Genomic DNA, 25,301 nt, shown 5'->3' with positions numbered 1-25,301 from the left:
ACCGGATGACCCCCGATCCGCTGAATCGACTCGTCGCCCAGCTCGCGAAGCTGCCGGGCATCGGCGAGAAGACCGCGCAGCGCCTCGCGTTCCACATCCTGCGGGCGCCGGGTGAGTATGCCGCGGAGCTGTCGCAGGCCATTCGCGAGGTGAAGGAGAAGGTGCACCTGTGCGTGCGCTGCTTCTCCCTCACCGACGCGGAGACCTGCAACTTCTGCCGGGACGCTCGGCGCGACGAGCGCGTGCTGTGCGTCGTGGAGACGTTCGCAGACCTGATGGCGCTGGAGCGCACCCGTGAGTTCAAGGGCCGCTACCACGTCCTGCACGGCGTGCTGTCTCCCCTGGAGGGCGTGGGCCCCGACCAGCTCCGCATCCGCGAGCTGCTGGAGCGCCTCAACGACAGCCGGGTGGAGGAACTCATCCTCGCCACCAACCCGGACGTCGAGGGCGAAGCCACCGCGCTCTACCTGACCCGCCTGCTCAAGCCCATGGGCCTGCGTGTCACCCGCATCGCCCAGGGCCTGCCCATGGGCGGCGACCTGGAGTTCGCCGACCAGGCCACGCTCGCCAAGGCACTCTCCGCCCGCCGCGACCTCTAGGCCACTCGCGGTGGCGGCGCGAGACTCCTCGCGCCGCTACTGCGTCACCCGCCACGAGAAAGGCATCACCACCGTGACCTCCTGGTCCCGGTGAGGCGGGAAGCGAAGCCGCTCCGCCTGGGCCTCCAGGCAGCGGCCCACGCCCGACGAAGCCAGCGGTCCCCGCGTCCCCGCCCGCACCTTGCCCGACGAGACGATGGTGAGCTGCACCTGCACCTCGCCCTGGCTCGAAGGCAGGTCCGCCTTGTAGCGCTCGAAGCATGTGGTGATGCGCGCCCGTCCACGCGAGACGACACGCTGCACGTCGTCGATGCCCAGCGTCACCCGCTTCTGCGACGGGGCCTTCTTCGACCGCACAGGCGCCGCGTCCGCCCCTTCTTCATCCGCCTCCGGCTCGGCTTCGTCCGTCTCCGTCGAGCCAGCGGCATCCACGGGTGGCGGCGCCAAATCCGTCGCGGCCACGTCACCACCCGTCCCATTGGCCACGGCGTCCGTCAGAGAACCGGCCTCAGCGGCGGCACCCACGGGTGCCACGGCCTCCACGACGGGCGCCGTGGCCGGCACCAGCGACACCGAAGCGGGCGTCGTCATCCACTGCCGATATCCAACGATGCCCGCCGCCGCCAGCATCAGGCCGCCCGCCAATCCCACCGCCAGCGTACGCCAGCGTCGGCCTCCGGCCGTGGTGGCGGGCTCCGTCGACGTCGGCCCACGCGACGCCGCGCCGTGGGCAGGCACGCCTGGCGAGGAAGGCCGCATGGACATGCCGGGGCGCTGGGCGGACGTGGCATCCCCTCCCGAGCCAGCACGCCATACAGGTTCGTCCCGTGTGCCTCCGCACCCGGCGCCTGCCCTTGCGCCCCCGCCGCGGCACCGCCGTACGTCGCGGTGAGCGTGGCCAGCGTGGGAATGCGTGAGCGCTCGGTGAAGCGCTCCTCACCAAAGTGCCCCTTCAAGAAGGCCCCGAGCGGCATCGCGCCGGAGCCGCTGAGATGCTCCGAGAGGAACGTCTCCAGCGCGTCCGCGAACGCCTCCGCGGTGGGATAGCGGTCCTCCGGCTTGAAGGCCATGGCCTTCAGGAGGATGGCCTCCAGTTCCTCGGGCAAGTCCGGCCGCAGCTCGCGCGGCGGCTTGAGCTCGCCCTGCAGCAGCGCGTTGAGCACCGCCAGGTCGTTCTCCCGGGAGAAGGGCCGCACATGGGTGAGCGCCTCATACAGGCTCACGCCCAGCGCGAAGATGTCCGCGCGGCGGTCCACCTCCTTGCCGCGCGCCTGCTCCGGCGCCATGTACATGTACTTGCCCTTCACCACGCCTGTGCGCGTGTTGACGAGCCGCGACTCGGCCTTGGCGATGCCGAAGTCCAGCACCTTCACCTGCCCCTGGTACGTCAGGTACAGGTTCGACGGAGAGATGTCGCGGTGGACGACGTTCAGCGGCTGCCCGGCCTCGTTGGTGAACTCGTGCGCGAAGTGCAGCCCGCGCGCCGCGTCGATGAGGACACGGAGCACGACGGGGAGCGGCACGTAGTGGCGCTTGCGTCCGGCCAGCCGCAGCGTCGTGGAGAAGTCCTCGCCCGCGAGGTACTCCATGCAGATGTAGTAACAGCCCTCCGCGAAGCCCAGCTCCTGAATCTGCACGATGTTCGGATGGGCCAGCTTCGCCGCCAGCCGCGCCTCGTCCCGGAACATCTCCACGAAGTCAGGGTTGTTCGTCAGGTGCGGCAGCATCCGCTTGATGACGACGTTGCGCTCGAAGCCGTCCGCGCCCAGCAGCTTGGCGAGGAAGATTTCCGCCATGCCGCCTTCGGCCAGCTTTCGCACGAGCACGTACGGGCCATAAGGCTGGAGCAGGGGCACGAGGCCCGCTTCCGTCACAGGCAGGGTCGTCTGGGGGGGGGACATCCTCACGGCCCTCGCTGTTTCAGAGTGCGCACCGTATGGACCGCCGGGGCACCAGGACGCGTCATCTTAAACACCAATACGGGCGGCGAGCCCACCGGCTCCACCCAGGTGTTGAACCGGTGTTTGCCATCCAGCGCCACCGGGCGTCCATTGATGGACAGGCGGGCGTCCACAGGTGCGACACCGGCCGCGCGCACCTTCGCGCCCGCGGCCTGCCCGTTGCGCGGTGTGGACACCATGAGGACCGGCACCGAGTTGTCGTAGACCAGTTCCAGCTTGTTCATCCGTCCCCCCTTGAGCTGTGCACCCGTGGCGGAAAGCGGCGTGACGGACCAGAGGTAGTTGCCCTCGCTCAACGCACCGGCGTCCAGCGCGGCGCGAGCCTCCGTCACGGTGCGTTCAGCCACCGGCGTATCCAATGCCCCCGCGCGGTACACCGCCACACGGTAGCGCGCCGCGGAGGTCTCCGAGGCGTAGGTGAAGGTCACCGCCGGGGGCTTGTCCTGGTAGAAGATGGTCGTCTTCTCCGGCCCCTCGGGCACCACGTTGCGCACCCGCGCCAGCGAGCGCACCGCGCGCTCCGGCGCGAACGACGCGCTTCCCGACACCTGCGTCCCATCCTTGCGGCGCACCCGCCAGTGGAGCATGCCGCGCACCGGCGCGGGCACGTTGATGAAGGGGCGGTACACCGTGCCTGACAGCACCGGCCGCGTGAAGGCCGCGTCCTCCGCGACCTCCACCGTGGCCTCGCCCTCCCCTTCCCAGGTGATGGCCACCTCCTGCAGCCCTGGATGGAACACCTCCGCGCCGTCGACGACGCCCAGGGCCAGCGGCGCGGGCGCGAGCGGCTCGACGCGTGGCGCCTGCGCGGAGGACGCCTCCACCGTGGCGCGCTCACCCGCGCGCAGCGCCTGCCGGGCGGCTCCGCGAACCAGCGTCACCTGTCCGGTGAGGGCATCCACCAGATAGCCCGCGGCCGTGCGGCGCACCGCCAGCCGCGCTTCACCGCCGCCCTCCACCTGCAGCCCCGGCAGCACCAGCCGGCTGGTACGCCCTCGCGCGAGCTGCAGGTTCAGCCAGCCCCGCAACAAGTCGAAGCGCGCCTCGTCCGTGGCGCCGCCCTGCTCCGCGGATGTCAGCACCAGCTCCGCGTCCGAGCCCAGTGACGCCACCGTGGCCGAGCCCTCCAGCGCCAGCACCGCGGAGCCTCCGCGCCGGGTGCGCACGCTGCCTCCCGGCGATAGCACCTCGCCCTGCTTCGCCACGGGACGCCAGTCCGACGCCCCCTTGGCCCGCACCTCCGCGCGCCCCGACGCCAGCCGTACCGTCACCGGAATCGGCGCCAGCTCCAGGACACGCGCCCCGCGGGCCACCAACTCCGTCCGGCCGGACGTCGCCTCCACCGCGTCGCCTTCGGACGCGCGCAGCGTCTTGCCATCGCGGCCCACGAACTCGATGGCGCCCAGCCGCACCTCGACGCGGCCCGCGTCCTCGGCCACCTGCACGCGCACCTCGCTGGGCTCATCCGCCCCCACGCGCGTGAGGCCGAAGGGCGTGCGGATGGTCAGCGCCACCTTCGAGCCCGGGCCCGTGCGCGTCGCACCAGCGGGCACGCGCGACAACAGGATGCCGCGCTCCACCTGAAGCACGATGCCTCCCGAGTCCGAGCCCAGCGCGAAGCGCGCGTCCGGCCCCACCTCCACGGAACGGCCATCCGGGAAACGCACCGTGGCCGCGCCACCCGCGGCCGTCTCCACCGCGTCGCCCCCGTACAAGGGCCCCTCTTCGGCGGGCGCCCGCTTACCACCTCGCTCCAGGCGCACATCGCCGCTCAAGCCCTCCAGGCGGCCCAGCACTTCGCCAGCGCCCGCGTCGACCACCGCCGAGGGCCCGGGAGGCGGCGCCACGGCGTCATCATCACACCCCGCGACGAGGAGCAGCAGGACCAGGAACCAACGACACGGGGCACTCACCGTTTCCCCCTCGGGAAGAGGTCGACATTGAGGATGGTCCGCTCCCCCTCGCGCAGGGTGATGACCTTCGTCTGGGACAGATGCCCTCGCGCGGAGATGGTGATGCGGTAGGTGCCACCCCGCACCTGGACATTGAAAGCCCCCTTCGCATCCGTGCGCGCGCGCACCCGGGCCTTCGTGATGAGGAGGGTCGCCGCCAAGGGCTTGCCCCCTCGCACACTGCGGACCTGTCCCACCAGCGTGGCCCGCGTCCCCTTCTTCTCTGGCGCCAGTGGCACCGACAGCGTGGACTCCTGCCCGGCGATGACCACCGCGGCTTCATCCGCGGACCGGAAGCCGGAAGACGCCACCGCGACTGCCACGGGCCCCGGAGCCAGGTCCCTCACCACCACCTGCCCTGTCAGGTCCGTGCGCCCCTGGGCCGTGCCCACCGACACGCGAATGTCCGGCAGCGGCGCGCCCGTCCGCGAATCCACCACCGTCACCCGCAGCGCCCCCGTCTGTGGCGGCAGTGGCGCGGCTCGGACCTCCAGCTCCGCGCGCATGCCCTCCTCCACCGTGGCCGTCGCCTCCGCGGACGCGTATCCCTCCGCCGTCACCTGCGCGGACACCGGCCCGGGCGACAGGGACGCCACTTCGACGAGGCCCTGCGCGTCCGCCACGTGCGCCTCGCCCTCCACCATGACCCGCGCTCCGGGCAGCGGCGCGCCCGTCCGTGCGTCGAGCACGTGAAACCGCACGCTCCCGGGCTCCACCACCGGCACGGGCACCTGCCGCGTCGTCCGGACACCGCCATGCCACGCCAGCTCCAGCGCCGCGCCCATCCGCCGCAGCCGCTGCCGGGACTGCGTCCCATCCTCCAGCGTCACCGTGTCCTGCACGTGCTGGAAGTCCAGCACCAGCGTGCCCGTCCAGCGCTCCGCTCGCCGCAGCGGCACCAGCAGCGCGCCACCGGCGGAGAACCCCGTCGCCTCCGCCCGGGCGCCCGTGGCGTCGCGCACCGACAGAGAGACGGGCAGCTCACCGCGCGCCTCCAACTGCAGCCCCAGCATCAGCGGAAAGCGCACCAGGCCGCCCACCACCGCCGCATGCCGCACGCCCTTGAGGAACACGGGCTCGGCCGAGTCACTGAAGTGGGGAAGCTGCGAGAAGCCATAGCCCGCGCCCAGCTCCGCGCGCACCGGGCCCAGGAAGGCGCGCGCCCGGGGGCCCACCGAGGCTCGCCACAGGCTGCCACCGGTGATCCGCAGCGCGCCCTCCCGCAAATCGAAGGCCTCCCGCTGCAACCCGGCCCACGCGCCCAGCCAGGACGTGCCCAGCCACGCAGTGCCCACGGCCGCTACGTCGTTCGGCGTGAAGCCCTCATAGGTGAGCCCGGGCCCTACATCCGCCTGACGGCCGTCACGGAGGGACAGCCCGTAGCGAAGGCGCGACGAGGCGTGCTCGGCCACTTCCTCCGCGTGGGCGGGGGACGTGGCAAGCAGGACGAGGAGCACCAGCGCCAGGCGCGCCACGAAGCAACGCGGGAGAAGCGGGGGCGGCAAAACGCAGCGGAGTATAGAGAAAGCCGGGAAGGCCCCCAACCCCGTGGGACGGGCTCATTCAGGCCCCACGCGCTCAGAGTGCGGATCCGTGGCCTCCACCCCACAGTGCGTCCGGAGGGCATGGGAACGGGCACGGAACCTCCTCCAGGAAGCGGAAGGCTTCTTGCTGGAGTGGATACGCTTTGCTAAGCATCCTGACGGTCGGTAGCGCCTCGTCTAACCTCGTGGATTCACTCTAGAAACATCGGAGCGTCGCCATGAGCGGGACGAGCGAACGCTGAGGAGCGCATACGCCCATGGGCACGCAACTGGTGATGTACGAAGAGGAGTTCACCAAGATCAACGCCGTTTGCGACCGGCTTACCAAGGACGCGAACGCGAAGGTGGTCTTCCTCGTCGACAAGAACGGGCAGCTCATCTCCTCCGCGGGTCAGACGCAGAACATCGACACCACGTCACTGGCCTCGCTGACGGCCGGTAACGTGGCCGCGATGGGTGGCCTGGCCAAGCTGATTGGGGAGAACGAGTTCCCCAACCAGTTCCACGAGGGGGCCAAGGACTCGCTGTACATGACCATCGTCGGCAGCCGGGTCGTGCTGGTCGTCATCTTTGACAACCGCACCAGCCTCGGCCTCGTCCGCCTTCGCATCAAGAAGGCCAGCGACGAGCTCACGAAGATCTTCGAGAGCCTGGTGAAGAAGACTGACAGTCCTGGAGCTGGGTCGCCCTTCGCCGAGATCTCCGACGACGATATCGACAACCTCTTCAGCGAGTAACCCGGGAAGCCATGTCCTTCATCAACTACTCATCCCGCGAAATCAACTGCAAGATTGTCTATTACGGGCCCGGGCTCTGCGGGAAGACGACCAACCTTCAGTACATCTACAACAAGACCGCCGCGGAGACGAAGGGCAAGCTCATCTCCCTCTCCACGGAGACGGACCGCACGCTCTTCTTCGACTTCCTGCCGCTGTCGCTCGGTGAGATTCGCGGCTTCAAGACGCGCTTCCACCTGTACACGGTGCCTGGTCAGGTCTTCTACGACGCCAGCCGCAAGCTCATCCTCAAGGGCGTGGACGGTGTCGTGTTCGTGGCAGACAGCCAGATCGAACGTATGGAAGCGAACATGGAGTCGCTCGAGAACCTCCGCATCAACCTTGCGGAGCAGGGCTACGACCTGAACAAGATTCCGTACGTCATCCAGTACAACAAGCGCGACCTGCCCAACGCGGTGACGGTGGAGGAGATGCGCAAGGCGCTCAACCCTCGCAACATCCCGGAGTACCAGGCCGTGGCTCCTACGGGCGTGGGCGTCTTCGACACGCTCAAGGCCGTGGCCAAGCTCGTCCTCACCGAGCTCAAGAAGGGTGGTTGAAGCAAGCGCCCAGGCGGGCGACCGCGGTCCCCGCCCACGGCGTGGCAAGACGTCCTACAGGCAAAGGTGCTATGTCTTCCCTTGCCGTCAGGTCGGACCGTCTGCCCACTGAGGTCGTACCGTGCGTGTCGCCGCCACCTTCCCGCTCCTCGCCCTGCTGAGCGCCGCCCTCTGTGGGCCGGCGCTCGCGCAGGAGCCCGCTGCCTCCGCTCCTCCTTCCACACAGGCCGCGGCGACCGCGGACGAGGCGTTCGACACCCGCGTGAAGACGCTGGAGGAGAACGTCGTCGACCTGAAGGAGAAGATCTACCGCTCCAAGGCGCGCCTGCTGCTGTTGCAGGAGACGGTGCTGGGCGGTGATGTCTCCACGGGCGCTCGCGCCGTCATCATCCACAAGAACGAGATGGGCGGCTCCTTCGAGCTGGAGTCGGTGGCGTACGCGCTCGACGGCGCGCCCGTCTACACGCAGGTGGATGAAGAGGGCCACACGGACCTGGGCAAGCGCGAGCTCTTCGAGGTCTTCAACGGCCGCATCGTCCCCGGGCAGCATCAGCTCGCCGTGCGCCTCGTGTACCGGGGCAATGGCTACGGCGTGTTCAGCTACCTGGAGGGCTACAAGTTCAAGGTGCAGTCCAGCTACACCTTCAACGCGGAGCCGGGGAAGACGTCCACCGTGCACGTGGTGGGCTACGAGCAGGGCGGCATCACCACGGACCTGAAGGACCGGCCCGCGGTGCGCTACGACGTCTCCGTCGCGCGTGAGTCCGGCCGCAAGGCCGCGCCCGCCGCGCCGCCGCCCGTCACCCGTTCCACTCCCGGGCAGTAGAGGGCCAGACGGTGAACGCCTCACTCCGCGCCCTCGCTCTCGCGGCGGTCCTGCTGGGGCCGGCGGCCGTCCGCTCCGCCGAGCCCGCGCAGGCACCCGCGCCCCCGCCGACCGCACGCGACCTGTCGCCGCGGCTCGACGCGGTGGAGGCAGGACTGCTCGGCGTCGAGGAGAGCCTCCACTTCGTGGAGACGCAGTTCACCCAGCGCGCCGAGCCCAGTGACGACGACGCCCTCGCGCGCCGCTTCTCCGACGGCGAAATCCACTACCTGCTGGGCGACTGGCCGGCGGCGTCCGTCCTCTTCTATGACCTGGTGAGCGACCCGCGCTTCCGCCCGCATCCGCGCTATCCGGACGCGCTGTTCTACCTGGCAGACTCGCTCCTGGAGCAGCGCAACGACATTGGCGCGCGCCTGTACCTGCGCGAGCTGCTGGCCCTGCCCCCGACTTCCGGGCACTACCGCGAGGCCCTGTCGCGCTACCTGACGGTGGCTGGCCGCCTCAATTATTTCGAGGGTGTCGAGGCCTACGTGGCGCAGGCCCGCGCGCTGTCCGGTGGGCAGCTGTCCCCGGAGATTGCCTACGTCCACGCGAAGTGGCTGTTCCGGCGCACGGACCTGTCTCCGGCGGACCGCATCGCCCAGGCCCGCGCCGCCTTCACGCCACTGGCGCAGGCGCCCAACGGCGCCTTCCGGCTCCAGGCCGCCTACCACCTGGGCGTGTTGTCCGTGCAGGAAGGTGACCTGCCCGCGGCCATCACCCGCTTCCAGCAGCTGGCCACCCCGCCCTCCGCCCAGGCAGCACAGGCCGCTCCGGGCAGGACGGGTCCTCGCCGCTCCGCGCCCACGCCGGAGGAGGAGGCCCGCCGCGTGCGCGAGCTGGCGCTGATGTCATTGGGTCGGCTGCTGTACGAGACGGGCCGCTTCGACGACGCGCTGGACCGCTACGGCCAGGTGCCGCGTGACAGCGAGTCCTTCCCCGACTCCCTCTACGAATCCGCCTGGGTCCACGTGCGCCGGGGCCACTACCAGCAGGCGAAGAACGCCATCGACATCCTCCTGCTGGTGGCGCCCGACTCGCAGCTCGCCGCCGAAGGCCGCATCCTCCAGGGCAACCTGCTCCAGAAGCTGCGCCGGTACGACGAGGCGATCGACACCTATACCCAGGTCATCGACACCTTCCGGCCCCCTAGGGAGCAGGTGGACGCGCTGCTGAGCTCGCACAGCGACCCGGTGGCGTACTTCGACCGGCTGCTGGTGCGCGCGGACGGCCCGCTGGACATGCGCACGGTGCTGCCGCATCTGGTGCTGAAGTACGCCACCACGCAGCGTGAGGTGGCGGACGCGGTGCGGACGGTGGAGGACATCGACAGCGGTCGCCGGGGCCGGAGCGAGGCCGCGGTCATTGCCCAGCGCATCCTCCACGCCCTGGACACGCGCGGTCTGGAGACCTTCCCGGAGCTGCAGGAAGCCAACACGCGCGCGGACGCGGTCGACACCGCCCTCACCCAAGCGGAGGCGGAGCTGGTGCGGGTGGAGACGCTCGCGATGCAGGCCGTGCTCACGCCCGCCGAGCTGGCGCGGCTGACGGAGGCCCAGCACGCGCGTGCAGCCCTGGAGCGCCGCTTCTCCGCGCTGCCCACCTCATTGAAGACGCTGGAGGACCGCCGCGAGCGCATGCAGCGGCGCGTGGACGCGTTGGACCGCGAGGCCCACCGGCTCGACTTCGAGCTTCAGTCCCTCAACGCCATCGCCGCCTCGATACGCAAGTGGGTGGAGGACTCGCGGCCATACCGGCAGACGCCCTCGGACGAAGAGCGCGAGTTCCTGGTGCAGTTGCAGGCCGAGGTCCAGACGCTGAAGGACCTCAAGGCGGAGCTGACCGCCACGCGCGCGCGGCTGGCGGACGAGCGCAACGCCGTGGACACCACCCTGGCCGGCGAGCGCGCCATCCGCACCGCCTATGCCGATTCCCTGCGGCGCGAGTACGCCATCCTGCGCGAGGCGGAGCCCCGGGCGGACGCGGAGGTCCTGGCCACGCTGCGGCGCACCCAGGGCGTGCGCGGCCGGCTGGACGGCCTGCGCGAACGCGTGACGACGGCCCGGAACGTGGTGCGCGAGCGGCTGGAGCGCCGGGGCCGCGTCATCCGCGAGAAGGTCGTGGCCGAGCAGCAGCTCCTGGAGCGATACGAGGCCGAAGTCGCCACCGTCTCCGGTGACGCCAGGCAGTTGGTGGGCCGCATCGCCTACGACAGCATCCGCCGCGTGCGGCAGCAGTTCTACGACCTGGTGCTCAAGGCGGACGTGGGCGTGGTGGACGTGGCCTTCAACGAGAAGCAGGACAAGACGACGGCCATCCAGACGCTCTCCACGCAGAAGGACGAGGCCCTGCGCGAGCTGGACGCCGAGTTCCAGGACGTCCTGTCCGAGGTGAAGGAGTGATGCGCTCCCGTCTCCTCGCCGCGCTGCTCGCCCTGGGTGGCCCCGCGTCCGCCGCGGAGGCCCCCGCCGCGCCCGCGTCCCCCTACCTCCAGGGCATGGGACGCACGCCCGAACAGGAGGCGCTGTTCCAGGAGGTGAGCAGCGCGCTGGAGCTCTACGAGTCCGAGGCGCGCGAGTTCCACCGCGAGGTGCAGGAGCTGGTGGAGCAGCGCTACGAGCAGAAGCGTGGCGCGCTGGCGGCCTCCTACGAGCAGCGCATCAAGGACCTGGAGGCCCAGGAGCGCCGCGAGCGGCTGGACGCCATTGCCCGGTTCGAGGAGTTCCTGCGCCGCTACCCCACCGAGCCGCGCTTCACGCCAGACGTGATGTTCCGCCTGGCGGAGCTGTATTACGAGCGCTCGTCGGACGACCACCTGCTGGCGATGAAGGACTACGCGGAGCGGCTGGAGGCGCACGACAAGAACCCGGACGCGGAGTTCCCCACCGAGCCGCGCGTGGACTACGCGCCCTCCATCGCGCTCTACCGCAAGCTGCTGGCCACCTTCCCGGACTACCGCCTCAACGACGGCGCCTGGTACCTGCTGGCCTACTGCCTGGAGAAGCAGGACCAGTACGACGACAGCCTCCACGCGTACCAGCAGCTCCTCGCGCGCTACCCGCAGAGCCGCTTCGCCACCGAGTCCTGGGTGCGCATCGGCGAGTACTGGTTCGACAACTACGAGGACCCGCAGGCCCTGCCCAAGGCCGCGCAGGCTTACGAGGCCGCCACGCGCGACGCCTCGCACCCGCTCTACGACAAGGCGCTCTACAAGCTCGGTTGGACGTACTACCGCCTGGACCGCTTCGAGCCAGCGGTGACGTCCTTCCTGACGCTGGTGGAATTCTACGAAGCCCAGCGCGTGGCGAAGGGCGACGCGACGGCCGGCGGCGACCTGCGCGAGGAAGCCCTCCAATACGTGGCCATCTCCCTGGCGGACGACACCTGGGGCGGCATCGCCCGGGCGGATGCGCTCTTCGCCGAGCGTGGCCCGCGCCCCTACGAGGCCGAGGTGTACCAGCGGCTGGGCAACGTCTACTTCGACCAGACGAAGCACGCGCCGGCCATCGAGGCCTATCGCCGGGTGCTGCAGAAGGCGCCGGACGCGCCGGACGCGCCCCTGGTGCAGCAGCGCATCGTCCAGGCCTACGAGCGGGACCGCATGCTGGGCCTGTCCTTCGCCGAGTCCGAGGCCCTGGCCAACCTCTACCAGCCCGGCGGCGCCTGGTACGAGAAGAACAAGGGCGACACGGCGGCCATCGCCCGCGCCAACGCGCTGGCCGAGCGCAGCCTGTACGGCAGCGCCACCTACCACCATCAGCAAGCCCTGGTCTTCAAACAGGAGGGCAAGTTCGAGCAGGCCCGGAGCGCCTTCGACATCGCCGCCCGCGCGTATGGCACGTACCTGGAGCGCTTCCCGCGGACGAAGAGCGCGGGCGACATGCGGTTCTATTACGCGGAGTGCCTCTACAACGCCTTCCAGTTCGCCGCCGCCGCGCGCGCCTACGAAGAGGTGCGCGACACGGACGCGGCCAACAAGCACCGCCCGGACGCGGCCCTCAACGCGGTGCTCGCGTGGCAGAAGCAGCTCACGCTGGACATCCAGGCGGGCACGGTGCCGGAGGCCAAGGCGCTGCGCTCGACGGAGCGTCCCCGGGCCAGGCCGTGAAGCCCCGCCCCTTCGCGCCCACCGAACAGAAGCTGGTGGCCGCCGCGGACGCCTATGTCGCCCTGCTGCCCGCTGGAGAGAAGGCGCCCGGCATCGCCTACCAGGCCGCGGAGCTGTACTACGCGCACGACGACTTCCCCGAGGCGCGCCGCCGCTTCGAGGCCCTCATCCAGGCGTACCCGAGCCACGAGGTGGCCCGCTACGCCACCAACCTCACCATCGAGACCTTCCTCATCGACGAGGACTGGCGGAGCGTGGAGTCCGTCAGCGCGCGGCTGGCCAGCAACGACAAGGTCATCGACCCGTCCAGCGACCTGCACAAGCAGTTGGTGAAGTTCAAGCTCGCCGGCCGCTTCAAGCTCGCCGACCAGCTCATGGCCGAGTCGAAGTACGAAGAGGCCGCGGCGAAGTACATCGAGCTGGTGGACGAGTCGCCCCGCCACGAGTTCGCGGACAAGGCCCTCAACAACGCCGCGGTGGCGCATGAGAACACGCGCCGCTTCGACTCCGCCCTGAAGCTGTACGAGCGCATCTACCGCGAATACCCGTCGTCCCCGCTGGCCGGCGGGGCGCTGTTCCGCGTGGCGGTGAACGCGGAGAACTCCTACGACTTCGACAAGGCCGTCGTCAGCTACCAGAAGCTGGTGAAGGACTACCCGGAGTCGAAGGACCGGGAGGCGGCGCTGTTCAACGCCGCGCGCCTGCTGGAGGGCCAGCAGCGCTACCCGGAGGCCGCCGCCGCCTTCATGCGCTACGCGGACCTGTTCCCCAAGGCGGAGGACGCGCCCAAGAACCAGTACCGCGCCGCCATCATCTACGAGAAGCAGGGCAACCCCCGTGGCGAGGTCCGCGCGCTCCAGGAGTTCGTGCGCAAGTTCGCCTCGCAGTCCGGACAGGTGGAGCTGGTGGTGGACGCGCACCGGCGCATGGGAGACGCCCACCAGAAGCTGGGCAGCACGCGCGACGCCCAGAACGCCTGGGCGCGGTCCGCGGCGGAGTTCGACCGACGCAAGCTCCAGCCGGACACGCACCCGCTGGCCGCGGATGCCGCCGCCTACAGCCGATTCCAACTGGCCGAGCTGGAGTTCCAGAAGTTCGACAAGCTGAAGATTGGCGGCAAAGGCAAGGCGCTGGAGCGCAGCTTCACGGCCAAGCGCAACGGTGTGAAGTCCGTCAACACCGCGTACGCGCGCGTCTACCCGTACAAGCAGCTGGAGTGGACGCTGGCCGCGCTCTACCGCCGGGGCTACGCCCTGGAGCGCTTCGCCAACACCATCATCGAGACGCCCGTCCCGGCGGAGGTGAAGCGGATGGGCGAGGAGGCGGTGGTCGTCTACCAGGACGCGCTGGTTCAGCAGACCACCGCGCTGGAAGAGGCCGCCGTGGAGAGCTACGCCGCCACGCTGGCCGAGGCACGGAAGAACCGCCTCACCAACGAGTGGACGCGCCGCACGCTGGAGTCCCTGAACCGCTTCCGGCCCAAGGAGTACCCGGTGCTCAAGGAGCCCAAGCAGGCGCTCGCCGCGGACGCCACCTACCCGGATGGGCTGGTGGGCAGCATCAGCGGCCCCGTGCGCTCGACGCCGCAAGAGGGCCCGCGCCTGTCCGGAGAGGGAACCAAGTGAGTCCTGGCCCGCGTCTCTCATGCGCCCGCGCGCTGACCTCCGTGGTGCTGGCCTCCAGCCTCTGGCTGTCCGCGTGCGCCACCACCCCCGGCCAACGCCCGAGGAGACCTCCGCCGCCGAGGACGCGGGCACCACCGCCGCGCCACCGCCGGACGCGGGCGCCACCACGGAGGCGCCGTCACCGGCCCTCTCCCGTCCGGAAGCGCCGCGTGGCCCGAGCGCGACTTCGTCGAGGCCGTGGAGATTGCGCGCCGGGGAGAGCTGACCGCGGCCGAAGCGGCGCTGCGCACCCTGGTCGAGCTGGACCCGAAGCTGGACTACGCGTGGACGAACCTGGGCATCGTCCAGGAGCGGATGGGGAAGACCGCGGACGCGGAGCGCTCCTACCGCAAGGCGCTGGACGTGGCCCCCGAGCAGCAGTCCGCGTGGGACTGCTGGCGCGCCTGTATGGCCGCACCGGCCGCACGGCGAAGCTGGAAGCCGAGCTGCGTGAGCGGCTGTCCTCCCAGCCGGACTCGGTCGCGCTGCGCACGGCGCTGGCCATCACCCTGCTCCAGGCGAAGAACCACGCCGCCGCCTCGGCCGAGGCCAAGCAGGCGCTGAAGGGCGACGAGCGGCACGTGCGCGCCATGCAGGTGCTGGCGCAGGTCTACTACCGCGAGGGCAAGCACGAACTGGCGCGCATGGTGCTGGAGAACGCCCGCGCCATCGACCCGAAGGACGCGGCCACGCACAACGCGCTGGGGCTGGTGTACCGGCGCTCGACTCGCGTCCCCAGGCCCTGGAGTCCTTCAAGACGGCCGCGCAGCTGCGGCCGGACTTCGCGGAGGCGCGCAACAACTTCGGCGCCATGCTCAACGAGGCCCAGGACTACGAGGCCGCCGTCACCGAACTGGAGGCCGCGGTGCGCGCCGCGCCGGACTTCGCGTCGGCCCGCCTCAATCTGGGCAACGCCCACCGGGGCCAGGGGAATTTCGCGCGGGCCCGCGCCGAGTACGAGCAGGTGCTGATGCTGATGCCGCGCACCGCGGACGCGTACTTCAACCTGGCCATCCTCTACCTCGACGTGGAGCCGCCGGGGATGGAGCCGCTGAAGCGCTACAAGACGGCCCTCACCCACTTCGACAACTATCAGGCGCGCGGCGGACGCGACGACCGCATCCCCCAGTACGTGAAGGACGCGCGCAAGCTCATCGACCGCGAGGAGCGGCGCCTGGAGCGCGAACAGAAGGACCAGCTCCGGAAGGCCGCCGAGGCGCAGAAAGCCGCCGAGGCCAGCCCCCCGAGGGAACACCACCCGCCCCCTCGGTGTCCAACCCCGAGCCGGGCACGCGCGTCGCGGCGCCGGCGCCTCACCTTCCACCACCTCCGCCCCAAGCAGCCCGGCACCGTCACCAGACGGCGCGTCCGCTGCCCCGGTGCCCACCGGCTCGGGTAGACTCACCACCGACTCCCAGTAAATCCGCCATGCGCTCCGCCCTCGCCCTCATCGTGATGCTCGCCGCCGCGCCCGTACTGGCCCAGGACGCCAGTCAGGCCTCCTCGTCCAGCAGCGGCGCCGCGTCGCCGAAGAAGGCCCCGCGCAAAGTCATCCGCCTGGAAGCCATCACCGTCGAAGGACGCATCCAGAAGCCCCAGGCCATGTACATCCTCCAGCGCTCCAACCTGAGCTTCGACGACCTCAGCCGCACCGAGAGCTTCGTGCCCAAGGTCGAGAAGAGCGTGGAACAGGAACCCTTCTAGTCCCATGGCCGCCACCTCGCAGAACAAGCTGCTCCGCGTCGGCGTCATCCAGAACGGCCGCATCGTCGAAGAGCACCACGTCCGCCGCGAAGCGGTCACCATCGGCCACGACGCGAAGAACACCATCGTCCTGCCCGCAACCGAGGGCCGGCCCGCCCGCTTCGCCCTGCTGGAGAACCAGAACCAGCAGTTCCTGCTCGTCATCGCGCCGGACATGAAGGGCCGCGTCAACCTGGGCTCGTCCGACGTGGACTTCGAATCCCTGCGCGCGCAGGGCCTGGCCACCCGCCGCGGCGACCTGCACGTCCTGCCCCTGCCGGAGAGCGCTCGCGGCAAGGTGGAGCTGGGTGACGCCACCCTCTTCTTCCAATTCGTCACGCCGCCGCCCGACGAGGCGAAGCCGGTGCTGCCCACGGACGTCATGGTCAGCCGGTGGAAGACGATGGACCGCGTCTTCTTCGGCATCCTCGCCGCCTCGCTCCTGGTCCACTTCTCCGGCGCCGCCCTCATCATCACCTCGGAGACGCCGCAGGTGGCCGAGCTGGAGCTGGACGAACTGGATGACCGCTTCGTGCGCGCCATCATCCCCCAGCGCCCGGTGGAGGCCCCCAAGCCGGCGGACACCGGTGCCACCGAAGCGCCCAAGAGCGACAAGCCCGATGCCGCGCCCAAGGAGGACACGCCCGCGGAGAACAAGCCCGCGGGTGACGCCGCCCAGCAGCGCCGCGCGGAGGTGGTGAAGAAGGTCTCCGGCAAGGGCCTGCTGAAGATTCTGGGCTCCAATAGCGGCGGTGGCCAGGGTGCCTTCGCGGACGTGCTCGGCGGCGCCAGCGGCGGCGGTGACATCGCCGAGGCCCTGGCGGGCGCGGGCGGCGTGGGTGTGGCCCGCGAGGCCTCCGTGGGCGCCACCGGCGGTCCTCGCGGCGGCGGCACGGGCACGGTGACGGATATCGGCGCCATTGGCACCCAGGGCGGCGGCAAGGTGGACCTGGGCGACAAGAAGGAGACGGTGGTGAAGGGCCGCGTGCAGGACGCCACGCCCGAAATCGAAAGCGCCGACGTGGACCGCGACGCGCTGGCCCGCTACGTGCGCGCGCGCAAGGCAGCCATCCAGAGCTGCTACGAGAAGGAGCTCAAGCGGAACCCCAACCTCAAGGGTAAGGTGGTGGTGCGCTTCACCATCAAGACGTCCGGCCGCGCCGGGGACATCGAAATCGAGGAGAACACCCTGGGCAGCGAGGCGGTGGGCAGCTGCATCCGCACCACCATCCGCAGCTGGGTGTTCCCCTTCAAACCCGACGACGAGACAGCCGTTTCCTACCCCTTCGTCTTCGCGCCGGCGGGCTAGGCTCCCGGCCGGGAGCACCCAGCCCGGGCCCCGGGGGGACCATGGAGAAGCTGTCCGTCATCGCCGCATCGCCGCTCTTCGAGATGCTCTCCTCCGCGGAGCTCGGCCATCTCGCCGAGCTGGCGCGGGCGCGGCACTTCGCGGCGGGGGACGTCATCTTCGAAGAAGGGGATTTGGGCGACAGCCTCTTCGTCGTCGTCCGCGGCCAGGTGGAAGTCTCGCGCCGTCAGCCCCAGGGCGGCCTGCATCCGCTCGCGGTGCTGTCCCCTCCCGAGTTCTTCGGGGAGATGGGCCTCATCGACAAGGACTTCCGCTCCGCCACCGTGTGCGCGAAGACGGACGTGGACCTGCTTCAGCTCAGCGCGCAGGACCTGCGCGAGTTCCGGAGGACCCATGGAGATGGGTTCACCTTCATCGTGGTGAATATCGCCAGGAGCCTGTCTGCCCGTTTGCGCGAGGCCAATGTTCGTCTCGCAACGAAGGACTGACTAGTCAGTCCTGACCACTTTCATCGCCCTCGTGTTGGTTTGACACCCCCCACCCCTGCCTCTACGCTCTGCGGCATCGTGAGCCGCATGCGCAACGTCGGAATGCTTGCCGTCCTGGCCGCCGGCATGGCGACGGCACAAAGCCCGTCCCCCGCCGAGCCGCCAGCCCCTCCCGCCGCCACCGCGGCGCTGGAGAAGGCCAGCGACGTGCCGGACTCGGCGAAGCTGGTGCGCAGCACGCAGGCCTTGAGCGGCATGCGGGAGGTGCTGCGCTCGGTGTTGGGGAAGGTGGAGGAGGCGCGGCGTACCAAGGACGTGGTGAAGCTCAACTGCGCCAACGAGAAGCTCACTCAAATCAAGGGCCTGCTGCGCATCTCCGAGCAGGCGGACGTGTCCCTCCAGGAGGCGGTGTCCCGCCAGGAGTCCTCGTCCAGCGAGCACGAGTTCACCAAGGTGATGATCGCCCGGCAGAAGGTGGGACAGCTCCGCTCGGAGGCCGAGGAGTGCATCGGCCAGCTCGCCTTCCGCACCGATGAAAATCTCTTCGTGGAAGTGGAGGAGCCCAACAATCTCCCCGGAGGAGACCCCAGCCGTCCCCCCACACCCGACATCGTCCTGGTGCGCCCACCTCCCGCCAGCCCCGTCCGGTAACACCGCCAACAAACCTTCGGTCCGGCCTGACTCGCATGTGTTATGACGCCGCCGGCCGCAAGCACGAAAGGTGAGAGGAAATGCGCCTCACACCTGGGAAGCCCTTCTCAGCCATGAAGCAGCCCGCGACATTCTGGGGAGGACTGGGTGCACTGGCGCTGCTCGCCCTGGGCGGCACGGCCTCCGCCCAGGGCATCGCGGCGCCTCCCACCGGGGGTAACGGCTTCAAGGTGGGTTCCGGGCGGCTGCACCCCTACTTCGACCTGGAGACGCGGCTGGACAGCGGCGTGGGCTACTTCTCGCCCACCTCCAACGCGGAGCCCACCAGCGACCCGGTATCGGGCAACCTGTCGGGCGACGTGGCGCTGCGCTTCCGCCCCGGCTTCCGGCTGGAGATTCCGTCGTCCACGATGGCGTTCAACCTGGGCGCCAACCTGGACTACGTGATGTACACGGGCCTGGTGACGAAGAACTCCAGCGCGGCCTCGCGCCTGGAGGGCGCGGCGGACCTCAACGCGCGCTTCAACCCGGACGCCCCGCTGACGCTGGAGGTGTCGAACCAGTTCGCGCGCTCGGACCGCACGCGCACCGCGGCTGTGGGCGTGGGCGTGCTCAGCCTCTTCAATGAAGCGCGCGTGAAGACCCCGTGGCGACCCGGCGGCGGCGCGCTGGAGCTGACGCCCAGCGTGGCCTACGCGGTGGAGTTCTTCCAGCCGCTGAGCTCGGTGAGCCCCGTCGGCTGCACCGAAAGCGTGTGCGACCCGGCCGCCGTGGAGCGCTTCGACTACGGCAACCTGCGCGTGGGCGCGGAAGGCCGCTGGCGCTTCCTGCCGAAGACGGCGGTGGTGCTGGACACCAGCCTGGACGTGCGCAGCTACTTCAACGACAGCACGCCGGACGCCTCGCTGCTGCGCGCCATGGGCGGCGTGGCGGGCCTCGTGTCCCCCAAGGTGGCCGTCACGGCCAAGGCGGGCTGGGGCCAGAACCTCGGCAGCACCGGCGGAGGCACCTTCCTGGGGCAGTTGGAGGGCACCTACCTCTACAGCCCCACCCTGAGCTTCAAGGCGGGCTACCTGCGCACCCTGGAGCCCGTAGCCGCCTACGGCTTCTTCACGGACAACCGGGGCTACGGCGAGGTGCGCGCCCTCTTCGGCGGCAAGCTGACGGTGTCCGGCGGGCTCGCCGTGGACTTCCTGCGCTTCGACGGCGGCAGGAAGGACACCGTCGTCGGCGTGAATATCGGCCCGGAGTACCAGTTCTACCCGTGGCTGACGGGCGCTGCAGGCTACATGCTGGGTCGCCGCTCCTCCTCCGTGGATGGCGGCGGCCTCAACTACTCGCGGCACGAGGGGTACGCCCGCCTCTCCGTGACGTACTGAGTGAGCGTCTGTCCCTCCTGGAGATGAACAGCTTCCGCGCCGCCCTCACCGCGCTGTCCCTGATGACGCTGCCCGCCTGCTTCGGCACGTCGCAGCGCCCGCCGCCGCCCGCTCCCACGCCCGCCGCGGAGGCCGAGGCCGCGCGCTCCAGTGGCGGCAAGCTGGGGCCCGGAGACGTCGTGGAGGTGCGCGTCTTCCAGGAGCCCGAGCACTCCGGCACCGGCGTCTGTCCAGCGAGGGCACCATCGACTACCCGCTGTGCGGCAAGGTGCCGCTGTCGGGGACGACGCCCAGCTCGGCGGCGGACCAGCTGCGGGACTGCCTGGCGCGCTACGTGCGCCGCCCCCAGGTATCGGTGCTCATCCGCGAGTACAACTCACAGAAGGTGTTCGTCTTCGGCGAGGTGCAGAAGCCGGGCACCTTCCCCGTGGACAACGAGATGTCCATCGTCCAGGCGATTACGCTGGCCGGCGGCTTCACCAAGCTGGCGGCGAAGAACAACACGCTGGTGACGCGCGTGGTGGACGGGCAGGAGCGCAAGATTCGCGTGCCCGTGGAGGACATCGGCGTGGGACGGGAGAAGAACTTCATGCTCCAGCCCGGCGACATCGTCTTCGTGCCGGAGAGCTTCTTCTAGCCTTCGCCTGAGCCTCAGCCGCGCGGAGGCTGTTCACGCAAGCCGTCCATGAAGCGCTTCGCCTCGGACAGCAGCGCCGGGGCCAGCGCGGGCGCGGAGGCAAGCACGTCGCCGCGCAGCACGTCGAAGGGCTCACCGGAGATGTGGCGGATGACGCCGCCCGCCTCCTCCACCAGCAGCGAGCCCGCGGCGATGTCCCACGGCTTCAAGCCGAACTCGAAGAAGCCGTCGAAGCGGCCCGCGGCCACGTAGGCCAGGTCCATGGCGGCGCTGCCCGTGCGGCGCATGCCCTGCGCGTGGAGGATGAGGCGGGTGAAGAGGCCCACCGGCCCCTCCGGGCGCTCGCGCACGTCGTAGGGGAAGCCCGTGCAGAGCAGCGCCCGGTCCAACGAGGTCACGGTGCTGGCGCGCAGCGGACGGCCATTGAGGGTGGCGCCCTGCCCGCGCGCGGCGGAGAACAGCTCGTCCAGCATCGGGTCATAGACGACGCCAGCCAGCACGCCACCGGGGCCCTCCACCGCCACGCTGACGCAGAAGTGCGGCACGCGGTGCGAGTAGTTGGTGGTGCCGTCCAGCGGGTCCACCAGCCAGCGCAGGCTGTCGGTGCCCTGCGTGGCGCCGCTCTCCTCCGCGAGGATGGCGTGGTCGGGGTGGCGCTCGCGGATGAAGGCGAGCAGCGCTTCCTCGGAGGCCTTGTCCGCGTCCGTCACCAGGTCGATGCCACCCTTGAACTCGATGGTGCGCTCGCCCAGGAAGCGGTCCGCGAGGATGCGGCCAGCGAGCCGGGCCCCCTCCTCGGCGGTGCGGCGCAGGCTGTCGGGCGAGTCCTGGGACATGACGCTCTCCTCTACGGGGTGGGCTCGGCGAGCAGCGCCTCGAGCTCCGTCTGGTACTTCGCGAGGAACTCCTCGGCGAAGCCTTCATGGACGTGGCGCACCATGCCCTTGCGGTCGATGAAATACGTGGTGGGCATGCCCCGCACCTTGAGGGTGCGCTCGGCCACCTGGGCGTTCTGGTCCAGGAGGACGGGCAGCGTCACCTTCGTCTCCGCCAGGAAGGTGAGGATGGCGCGCGGGTCCTCGTCGATGTTGAGCGCGTACACCTTCAGGCCCTGGGCCGCGTACTCGTTCGCGAGGTCCTGGTAGTAGGGAAGCGCGTCCTTGCAGGGCTCGCACCAGGTGGCCCACACGTCGAGCACCACCACGCTGCCCCGGTCCGAGGCGAGGTCATACGGCTCGCCGCCGGGATAGCGCTTCACCTGGAAGTCCAGCGGCTGCGAGCCCTTGAGCCCGCTGCGCTGCGAAGCCCCCTGCCCCTCAGGCCCCGGAGGCGGAATGGCGGGAGCGCTCGCACAGCCGGACAGCGCGAGCGCCCCAACGACGACGGCGAATGGCAGGCGCGGCATGTCAGGCTCCCTTCTGCGCCCGGGCCGAAAGGGCCGCGAGCACCTTGTCGATGAAACCACCAAAGGCCCCGTTGCTCATCACCAGCAGCACGTCGCCGGGACGGGCCTCGCGGGCGGCCAGGTCCACCAGGGCCTGCACGTCCGTGGCGCCCTCGGCGGGGATGCCCTGGGCCTGGAGGTCGGTGACGAGCTTGCGCACGTCCAGTTCCTCGCCCACGGGCACCTTGTCGTGGCGCTCGGGCACCTTGAGGCTGGCGCGGGCCGCGCCGGTGAAGGCGTGGGCGTAGTCCTCCTGGTGGATGTTGCGGCGGCTGGTGTTGGAGCGCGGCTCGAAAATCGCCCACAACCGCCGCTCCGGGTAGCGGTGGTGGATGGCGGCGATGGTCTCCCGCACCGCCGTCGGGTGGTGCGCGAAGTCGTCAATCACCATGACACCGTCTGGCTCGCCGCGAAGCTCCTGCCGGCGCTTCACGCCACTGAAGGTGGCCAGCCCCTGCGCGATTTCGTCGAAGGTGAGCCCCAGGCCCTGCGCCGCGGCGATGACGGCCAGCGCGTTCTCCACGTTGTGCGCGCCGCCCATGGGGAGCTGCACCGTGCCCTGCACCTCGCCGCGCGCCACCACGTCGAAGCGGGCGCCGTCCGGGCCGAAGGCCAGGTTGCGAGGCGTGTAGTCCGCGTCCGCGCCCTCCTGCGCCACGTACGTCACCACGCGCCCCGGGCAACCCTCGCGCGCCAGCTTCACCGCGTTGGGGTAGGCGGCGCAGACGACGAGCTGCCCGTCCTGGGGGATGAGCCGGACGAATTTCTCGAAGGTCGCCTCGTAGTGCGGCAGGTCGCGGAAGATGTCCGCGTGGTCGAACTCCACGCTGGTGAGGATGGCGGTGCGCGGCCGGTAGTGGAGGAACTTGGAGCCCTTGTCCCAGTACGCGGTGTCGTACTCGTCGCCCTCCACGACGAAGTGCGGCCCCTTCCCCACGCGGTAGTTGCCCGCGTAGTTCTGCGTGACGCCGCCCACGAGGAAGGACGGGTCCTTCCCCGCCGCCACCAGCACGTGGGCCATCAGCGAGGACGTGGTCGTCTTCCCGTGGGTGCCGGCGACGACGACGGAGTGCGAGCGGTCCAGGAAGAGCGAGCCCAGCGCGGCGGGGAAGCTCATCTGCTTGAGGCCGCGCTCGCGCACGGCGGTAGCCTCGGGATTCACGCGGCGGATGACATTGCCGATGATGACGAGGTCCGGCTTCGCCGCGTCCAGGTTCTCCGGACGGTACGGCGTGGCGGCGGGGATGCCCCACGTCCGGAGCATGTCGCTCATGGGCGGGTAGACATTCTCGTCACTGCCGGTGACGTCGTAGCCGGCGGCCTTGAGCATGCCGGCGAAGGAGCCCATGCCCGTGCCCGCCACGCCCACCAGGTGGATGCGGCGCACGCTGCCGGGTTCGAGGGTGTCGAGGACGTTTCCGTTGTCGTCAGCCATGGTGTCCCTGCTTCGTTTCAGTGAGCTCGAGCGCCTCCACGACGAAGTCATGGAAGAGCGGTCGGAAATCCCGGATGCGCGTTTCCTGGCGGCCGTTGGCCACGCGGTTCGTCACCAGCGCCACCACCAGCGAGCGGCGCAGGTCCACCCAGAGGCTGGTGCCGGTGAAGCCCAGGTGTCCCACCGCGCCCGGCGGGGTGTCGCCAATGTAGTGCCCGGCGCTGGACACGCCCTCGGAGGGCGAGTCAAAGCCCATGGAGCGGGTGCTGGCCTCCACCTTCGGGTCCGTGGCCAGCGCGCGGTGCCACAGCGGCCCCGGCGCGATGACGGCCCCGCCCGCGCAGCCGTCCAGCACGGCCTGGCCGAAGCGGGCCACGTCCACGGCGGTGCCGAAGAGGCCCGCGTGGCCGGCGACGCCGTCCATCACCCAGGCGTTGTCGTCGTCCACTTCGCCCGGGCGCGTGGGCTGGGTGGGCACGTCCTTCCACAGCGTCTCCTGCCCTGGAGCGGGCTCGCGCGGGCGGGTGGCGCCGGTGGGCGCGGGCATGGCGTCCGCGGGGAAGTCGGTGAGGCGGTGGAAGCGGGCGCTGAGGCCCAGGGGCTCGGCGACGTGGCGGGAGAAGAGCGTGTCCAGCGGAGCGCCCGCGGCCCGCGAGAGGATTTCGCCCAGGAGGATGAAGCCCACGTCGCTGTAGGCGGCGCGCGTCTGGGGCTCGGCGGCGAGCGGCGTGGCGGCGGCGGCCTGGATGACCTCGTCACGGACGCGTGCGCGCAGGGCGGAGGGACAGTCCGCGTCTAGCAGCTCGGGGTGCGCGGTGAGCGCCTGCGCGAAGAAGGGCACGAAGGGCGGCAGGCCGGAGCGGTGGTAGAGCAGGTCCGCCACGGTGACGCCCGCGTCGCCCACAGGCGTGCCCGGGAAGTAGCGGGACACCAGCGTCTCCGGCCCCACCTTCCCTTCCGTCCACAGGCGGAGGAAGAGCGAGGTGGTGCTGATGACCTTGGTGAGCGACGCCAGGTCGAAGCGCGTGTCGCCGGAGACCTTGCCCGCGACGCCGCCGAACACCTGGACGCCCCGGTGCAGCACGACGGCCTGGGCCGAGGGAAAGACGCCCAGGTCACAGGCGTCATCGAGGACCTTCTGCAGAATCGCGATGGGGTGGGTACCGCCACTCATGCCCGCACGGCTCCTTCGAGGAAGGTGAGGCGCGCGGCGTCCGCGTCCAGGCGGACCTGGGTGCCGAGCGCCACGGGGTAGTTGAGGTCACCGTGGCCGATGGGGAAGCCCGCGGCGCAGGGAAGGCCCGCCTCGCGCGCGAGCTCACGGAGCACGTCGGCGCTGGAGTAGTCCGCGCCCTTCTCCTCGCACCCGGTGAAGTCGCCCAGGACGATTCCTCGCACGCGGGAGAAGACGCCCGCCAGGCGCAGGTGGGTCCACATGCGGTCGATGCGGTACGGGCGTTCGGTGACGTCCTCCAGCAGCAGCACCGCGCCGTCGAGCGGCGGCATGTACGAGGTGCCGATGAGGCGCGACAGCACGGACAGGTTGCCGCCCACGAGGTGCCCCTCCGCCATGCCGGGCACGTAGGTCGCCGAGCCCGTCAGCGGGGGCGGCGCCTCGGGGGACTCGAGGAGTCGGAACAGGTACTCGCGCACCGCGGGAGGCTGCCGGCCGAGCTGCGTGAGGACGGGCCCGTGGAAGGAGACGCGCCCCAGCGCCTGGAGCGCGCCGTGGACGGAGGTGAGGTCGGAGAAGCCGACGAAGGCCGCGTGCGAGGCGTCCGCGAAGGGCAGGTCCGGCAGGAGCCGGGCGCTGCCGTAGCCACCGCGGGCGCTGAAGATGGCGCGGGCGTCCCGGTCCAGCAGGGCGCGCGACAGCTCCCCGCCCCGGCGCGCGTCATCCCCCGCGAGGTAGCGGTGGGCGGCGAAGATGTCGGGGCCGTGGCCGGGGCTGTAGCGCTCCGCGATGACGGCCGGCCGGCCTCGAAGCTCGGGCGGTCGAAGGGCCCGGAGGGGGCGACGACATGCACGGCGTCGCGAGGACGGAGCGGAAGGGGCTTGAGCCAGCGCACGGGGCGCTTCATAGCACCCGGGGCCCGGGGGCACGGTGATTCGAGGCCCGGGCGGGCGAAGCGTTGAGTTCCCCCGTCCGTCGGGACACGGACACTGCGACCGCCTGTCGCCCCCGC

Annotated in this window: 19 protein-coding genes and 5 pseudogenes; 16 read left to right on the top strand and 8 right to left on the bottom strand. The window is 70.5% G+C overall.

All coding sequences use genetic code 11. The annotated features are described in order from the left end of the window. Positions 1 to 5 precede the first annotated feature (5 nt). A complete protein-coding gene (gene recR / locus QEG98_RS10120; protein ID WP_011552029.1) occupies positions 6 to 599 on the top strand; it encodes a recombination mediator RecR in 594 nt (197 codons plus the stop codon). Between the two features lie 36 nt (positions 600 to 635). Here the strand turns inward: recR and QEG98_RS10115 are convergent. From QEG98_RS10115 to QEG98_RS10105, 3 genes and pseudogenes are all read right to left on the bottom strand, one after another. Further along, positions 636 to 2,500: pseudogene (locus QEG98_RS10115) on the bottom strand (protein kinase domain-containing protein). Positions 2,501 to 2,502: 2 nt separating this feature from the next. Next, positions 2,503 to 4,473, bottom strand: coding sequence for a hypothetical protein (locus tag QEG98_RS10110; protein WP_316566589.1), 1,971 nt, complete (start codon positions 4,471 to 4,473; stop codon positions 2,503 to 2,505). Further along, the gene (locus QEG98_RS10105) at positions 4,470 to 5,987 is read right to left on the bottom strand and encodes a collagen binding domain-containing protein (RefSeq protein ID WP_316566588.1); all 1,518 of its coding nucleotides are present in this window, start codon (positions 5,985 to 5,987) and stop codon (positions 4,470 to 4,472) included. The genes QEG98_RS10110 and QEG98_RS10105 overlap by 4 nt, the downstream gene beginning before the upstream one ends. Positions 5,988 to 6,313: 326 nt before the next feature. On the opposite strand from QEG98_RS10105, the gene mglB reads away from it, so the two are divergent. The 15 genes and pseudogenes from mglB to QEG98_RS10035 all read left to right on the top strand — a co-directional run bounded on the left by mglB (position 6,314) and on the right by QEG98_RS10035 (position 20,236). After that, positions 6,314 to 6,793 (top strand): gliding-motility regulator GTPase-activating protein MglB, encoded by a 480-nt coding sequence (gene mglB / locus QEG98_RS10100; RefSeq protein ID WP_002637270.1) that lies wholly within the window; start codon positions 6,314 to 6,316, stop codon positions 6,791 to 6,793. 11 nt (positions 6,794 to 6,804) lie between these two features. After that, positions 6,805 to 7,392: a gliding-motility regulator Ras-like GTPase MglA gene (mglA, locus tag QEG98_RS10095; RefSeq protein ID WP_002637269.1), complete on the top strand. Its 588-nt coding sequence runs from the start codon at positions 6,805 to 6,807 to the stop codon at positions 7,390 to 7,392. A gap of 121 nt (positions 7,393 to 7,513) precedes the next feature. Next, complete coding sequence (locus QEG98_RS10090) at positions 7,514 to 8,218, top strand: dihydrolipoamide acetyltransferase (RefSeq protein WP_090491905.1); 705 nt, start codon at positions 7,514 to 7,516, stop codon at positions 8,216 to 8,218. 11 nt (positions 8,219 to 8,229) lie between these two features. Next, positions 8,230 to 10,659, top strand: coding sequence for a tetratricopeptide repeat protein (locus tag QEG98_RS10085; protein ID WP_316566587.1), 2,430 nt, complete (start codon positions 8,230 to 8,232; stop codon positions 10,657 to 10,659). Then, positions 10,659 to 13,990: pseudogene (locus QEG98_RS10080) on the top strand (tetratricopeptide repeat protein). Before QEG98_RS10085 ends, QEG98_RS10080 begins: the two are co-directional and overlap by 1 nt. 73 nt (positions 13,991 to 14,063) lie before the next feature. Continuing rightward, on the top strand, positions 14,064 to 14,255 hold the full coding sequence (locus tag QEG98_RS10075) for a hypothetical protein (protein ID WP_316566586.1): 192 nt from the start codon (positions 14,064 to 14,066) through the stop codon (positions 14,253 to 14,255). Positions 14,256 to 14,344: 89 nt separating this feature from the next. Beyond that, positions 14,345 to 14,593, top strand: a complete 249-nt coding sequence (locus QEG98_RS10070; protein WP_410478068.1) for a hypothetical protein — start codon at positions 14,345 to 14,347, stop codon at positions 14,591 to 14,593. Then, positions 14,527 to 14,673: pseudogene (locus QEG98_RS41805) on the top strand (addiction module protein); the annotation flags it as partial. The gene QEG98_RS10070 and the pseudogene QEG98_RS41805, both read left to right, overlap by 67 nt. Before the next feature lie 98 nt (positions 14,674 to 14,771). After that, positions 14,772 to 15,428, top strand: a complete 657-nt coding sequence (locus tag QEG98_RS10065; protein ID WP_410478067.1) for a tetratricopeptide repeat protein — start codon at positions 14,772 to 14,774, stop codon at positions 15,426 to 15,428. 29 nt (positions 15,429 to 15,457) lie between these two features. Continuing rightward, positions 15,458 to 15,733, top strand: a complete 276-nt coding sequence (locus tag QEG98_RS10060; RefSeq protein WP_090491901.1) for a hypothetical protein — start codon at positions 15,458 to 15,460, stop codon at positions 15,731 to 15,733. A gap of 4 nt (positions 15,734 to 15,737) precedes the next feature. After that, positions 15,738 to 17,081 (top strand): AgmX/PglI C-terminal domain-containing protein, encoded by a 1,344-nt coding sequence (locus tag QEG98_RS10055; RefSeq protein WP_316566583.1) that lies wholly within the window; start codon positions 15,738 to 15,740, stop codon positions 17,079 to 17,081. A 41-nt stretch (positions 17,082 to 17,122) separates the two neighbouring features. Further along, positions 17,123 to 17,569: a cyclic nucleotide-binding domain-containing protein gene (locus tag QEG98_RS10050; RefSeq protein ID WP_090491899.1), complete on the top strand. Its 447-nt coding sequence runs from the start codon at positions 17,123 to 17,125 to the stop codon at positions 17,567 to 17,569. An 87-nt stretch (positions 17,570 to 17,656) separates the two neighbouring features. Then, positions 17,657 to 18,220 carry a hypothetical protein gene (locus QEG98_RS10045; protein WP_316566582.1) on the top strand — a complete coding sequence of 188 codons (564 nt, stop codon included), beginning with the start codon at positions 17,657 to 17,659 and terminating at the stop codon, positions 18,218 to 18,220. 113 nt (positions 18,221 to 18,333) lie between these two features. Beyond that, complete coding sequence (locus QEG98_RS10040) at positions 18,334 to 19,599, top strand: hypothetical protein (protein ID WP_316566581.1); 1,266 nt, start codon at positions 18,334 to 18,336, stop codon at positions 19,597 to 19,599. A 23-nt stretch (positions 19,600 to 19,622) separates the two neighbouring features. Beyond that, positions 19,623 to 20,236: pseudogene (locus QEG98_RS10035) on the top strand (polysaccharide biosynthesis/export family protein). A 14-nt stretch (positions 20,237 to 20,250) separates the two neighbouring features. Here the strand turns inward: QEG98_RS10035 and QEG98_RS10030 are convergent. The 5 genes and pseudogenes from QEG98_RS10030 to QEG98_RS10010 form a co-directional block, all read right to left on the bottom strand. Beyond that, a complete protein-coding gene (locus QEG98_RS10030) occupies positions 20,251 to 21,072 on the bottom strand; it encodes an inositol monophosphatase family protein (RefSeq protein ID WP_316566580.1) in 822 nt (273 codons plus the stop codon). Between the two features lie 11 nt (positions 21,073 to 21,083). Then, entirely contained in the window at positions 21,084 to 21,641 is a 558-nt protein-coding gene (locus QEG98_RS10025; RefSeq protein ID WP_316566579.1) for a TlpA disulfide reductase family protein, read from the bottom strand. Between the two features lies 1 nt (position 21,642). Beyond that, the gene (mpl, locus tag QEG98_RS10020; protein WP_316566578.1) at positions 21,643 to 23,115 is read right to left on the bottom strand and encodes a UDP-N-acetylmuramate:L-alanyl-gamma-D-glutamyl-meso-diaminopimelate ligase; all 1,473 of its coding nucleotides are present in this window, start codon (positions 23,113 to 23,115) and stop codon (positions 21,643 to 21,645) included. Continuing rightward, a complete protein-coding gene (locus QEG98_RS10015) occupies positions 23,108 to 24,289 on the bottom strand; it encodes a serine hydrolase domain-containing protein (RefSeq protein ID WP_316566577.1) in 1,182 nt (393 codons plus the stop codon). The genes mpl and QEG98_RS10015 overlap by 8 nt, the downstream gene beginning before the upstream one ends. Next, positions 24,286 to 25,196, bottom strand: a pseudogene (locus QEG98_RS10010) (LD-carboxypeptidase). The gene QEG98_RS10015 and the pseudogene QEG98_RS10010 overlap by 4 nt, the downstream one beginning before the upstream one ends. Positions 25,197 to 25,301 lie beyond the last annotated feature (105 nt).

Source organism: Myxococcus sp. MxC21-1 (assembly GCF_032612255.1).
Classification (GTDB): Bacteria; Myxococcota; Myxococcia; order Myxococcales; family Myxococcaceae; genus Myxococcus; species Myxococcus virescens.
This window is presented reverse-complemented; position numbering and strand designations above follow the sequence as displayed.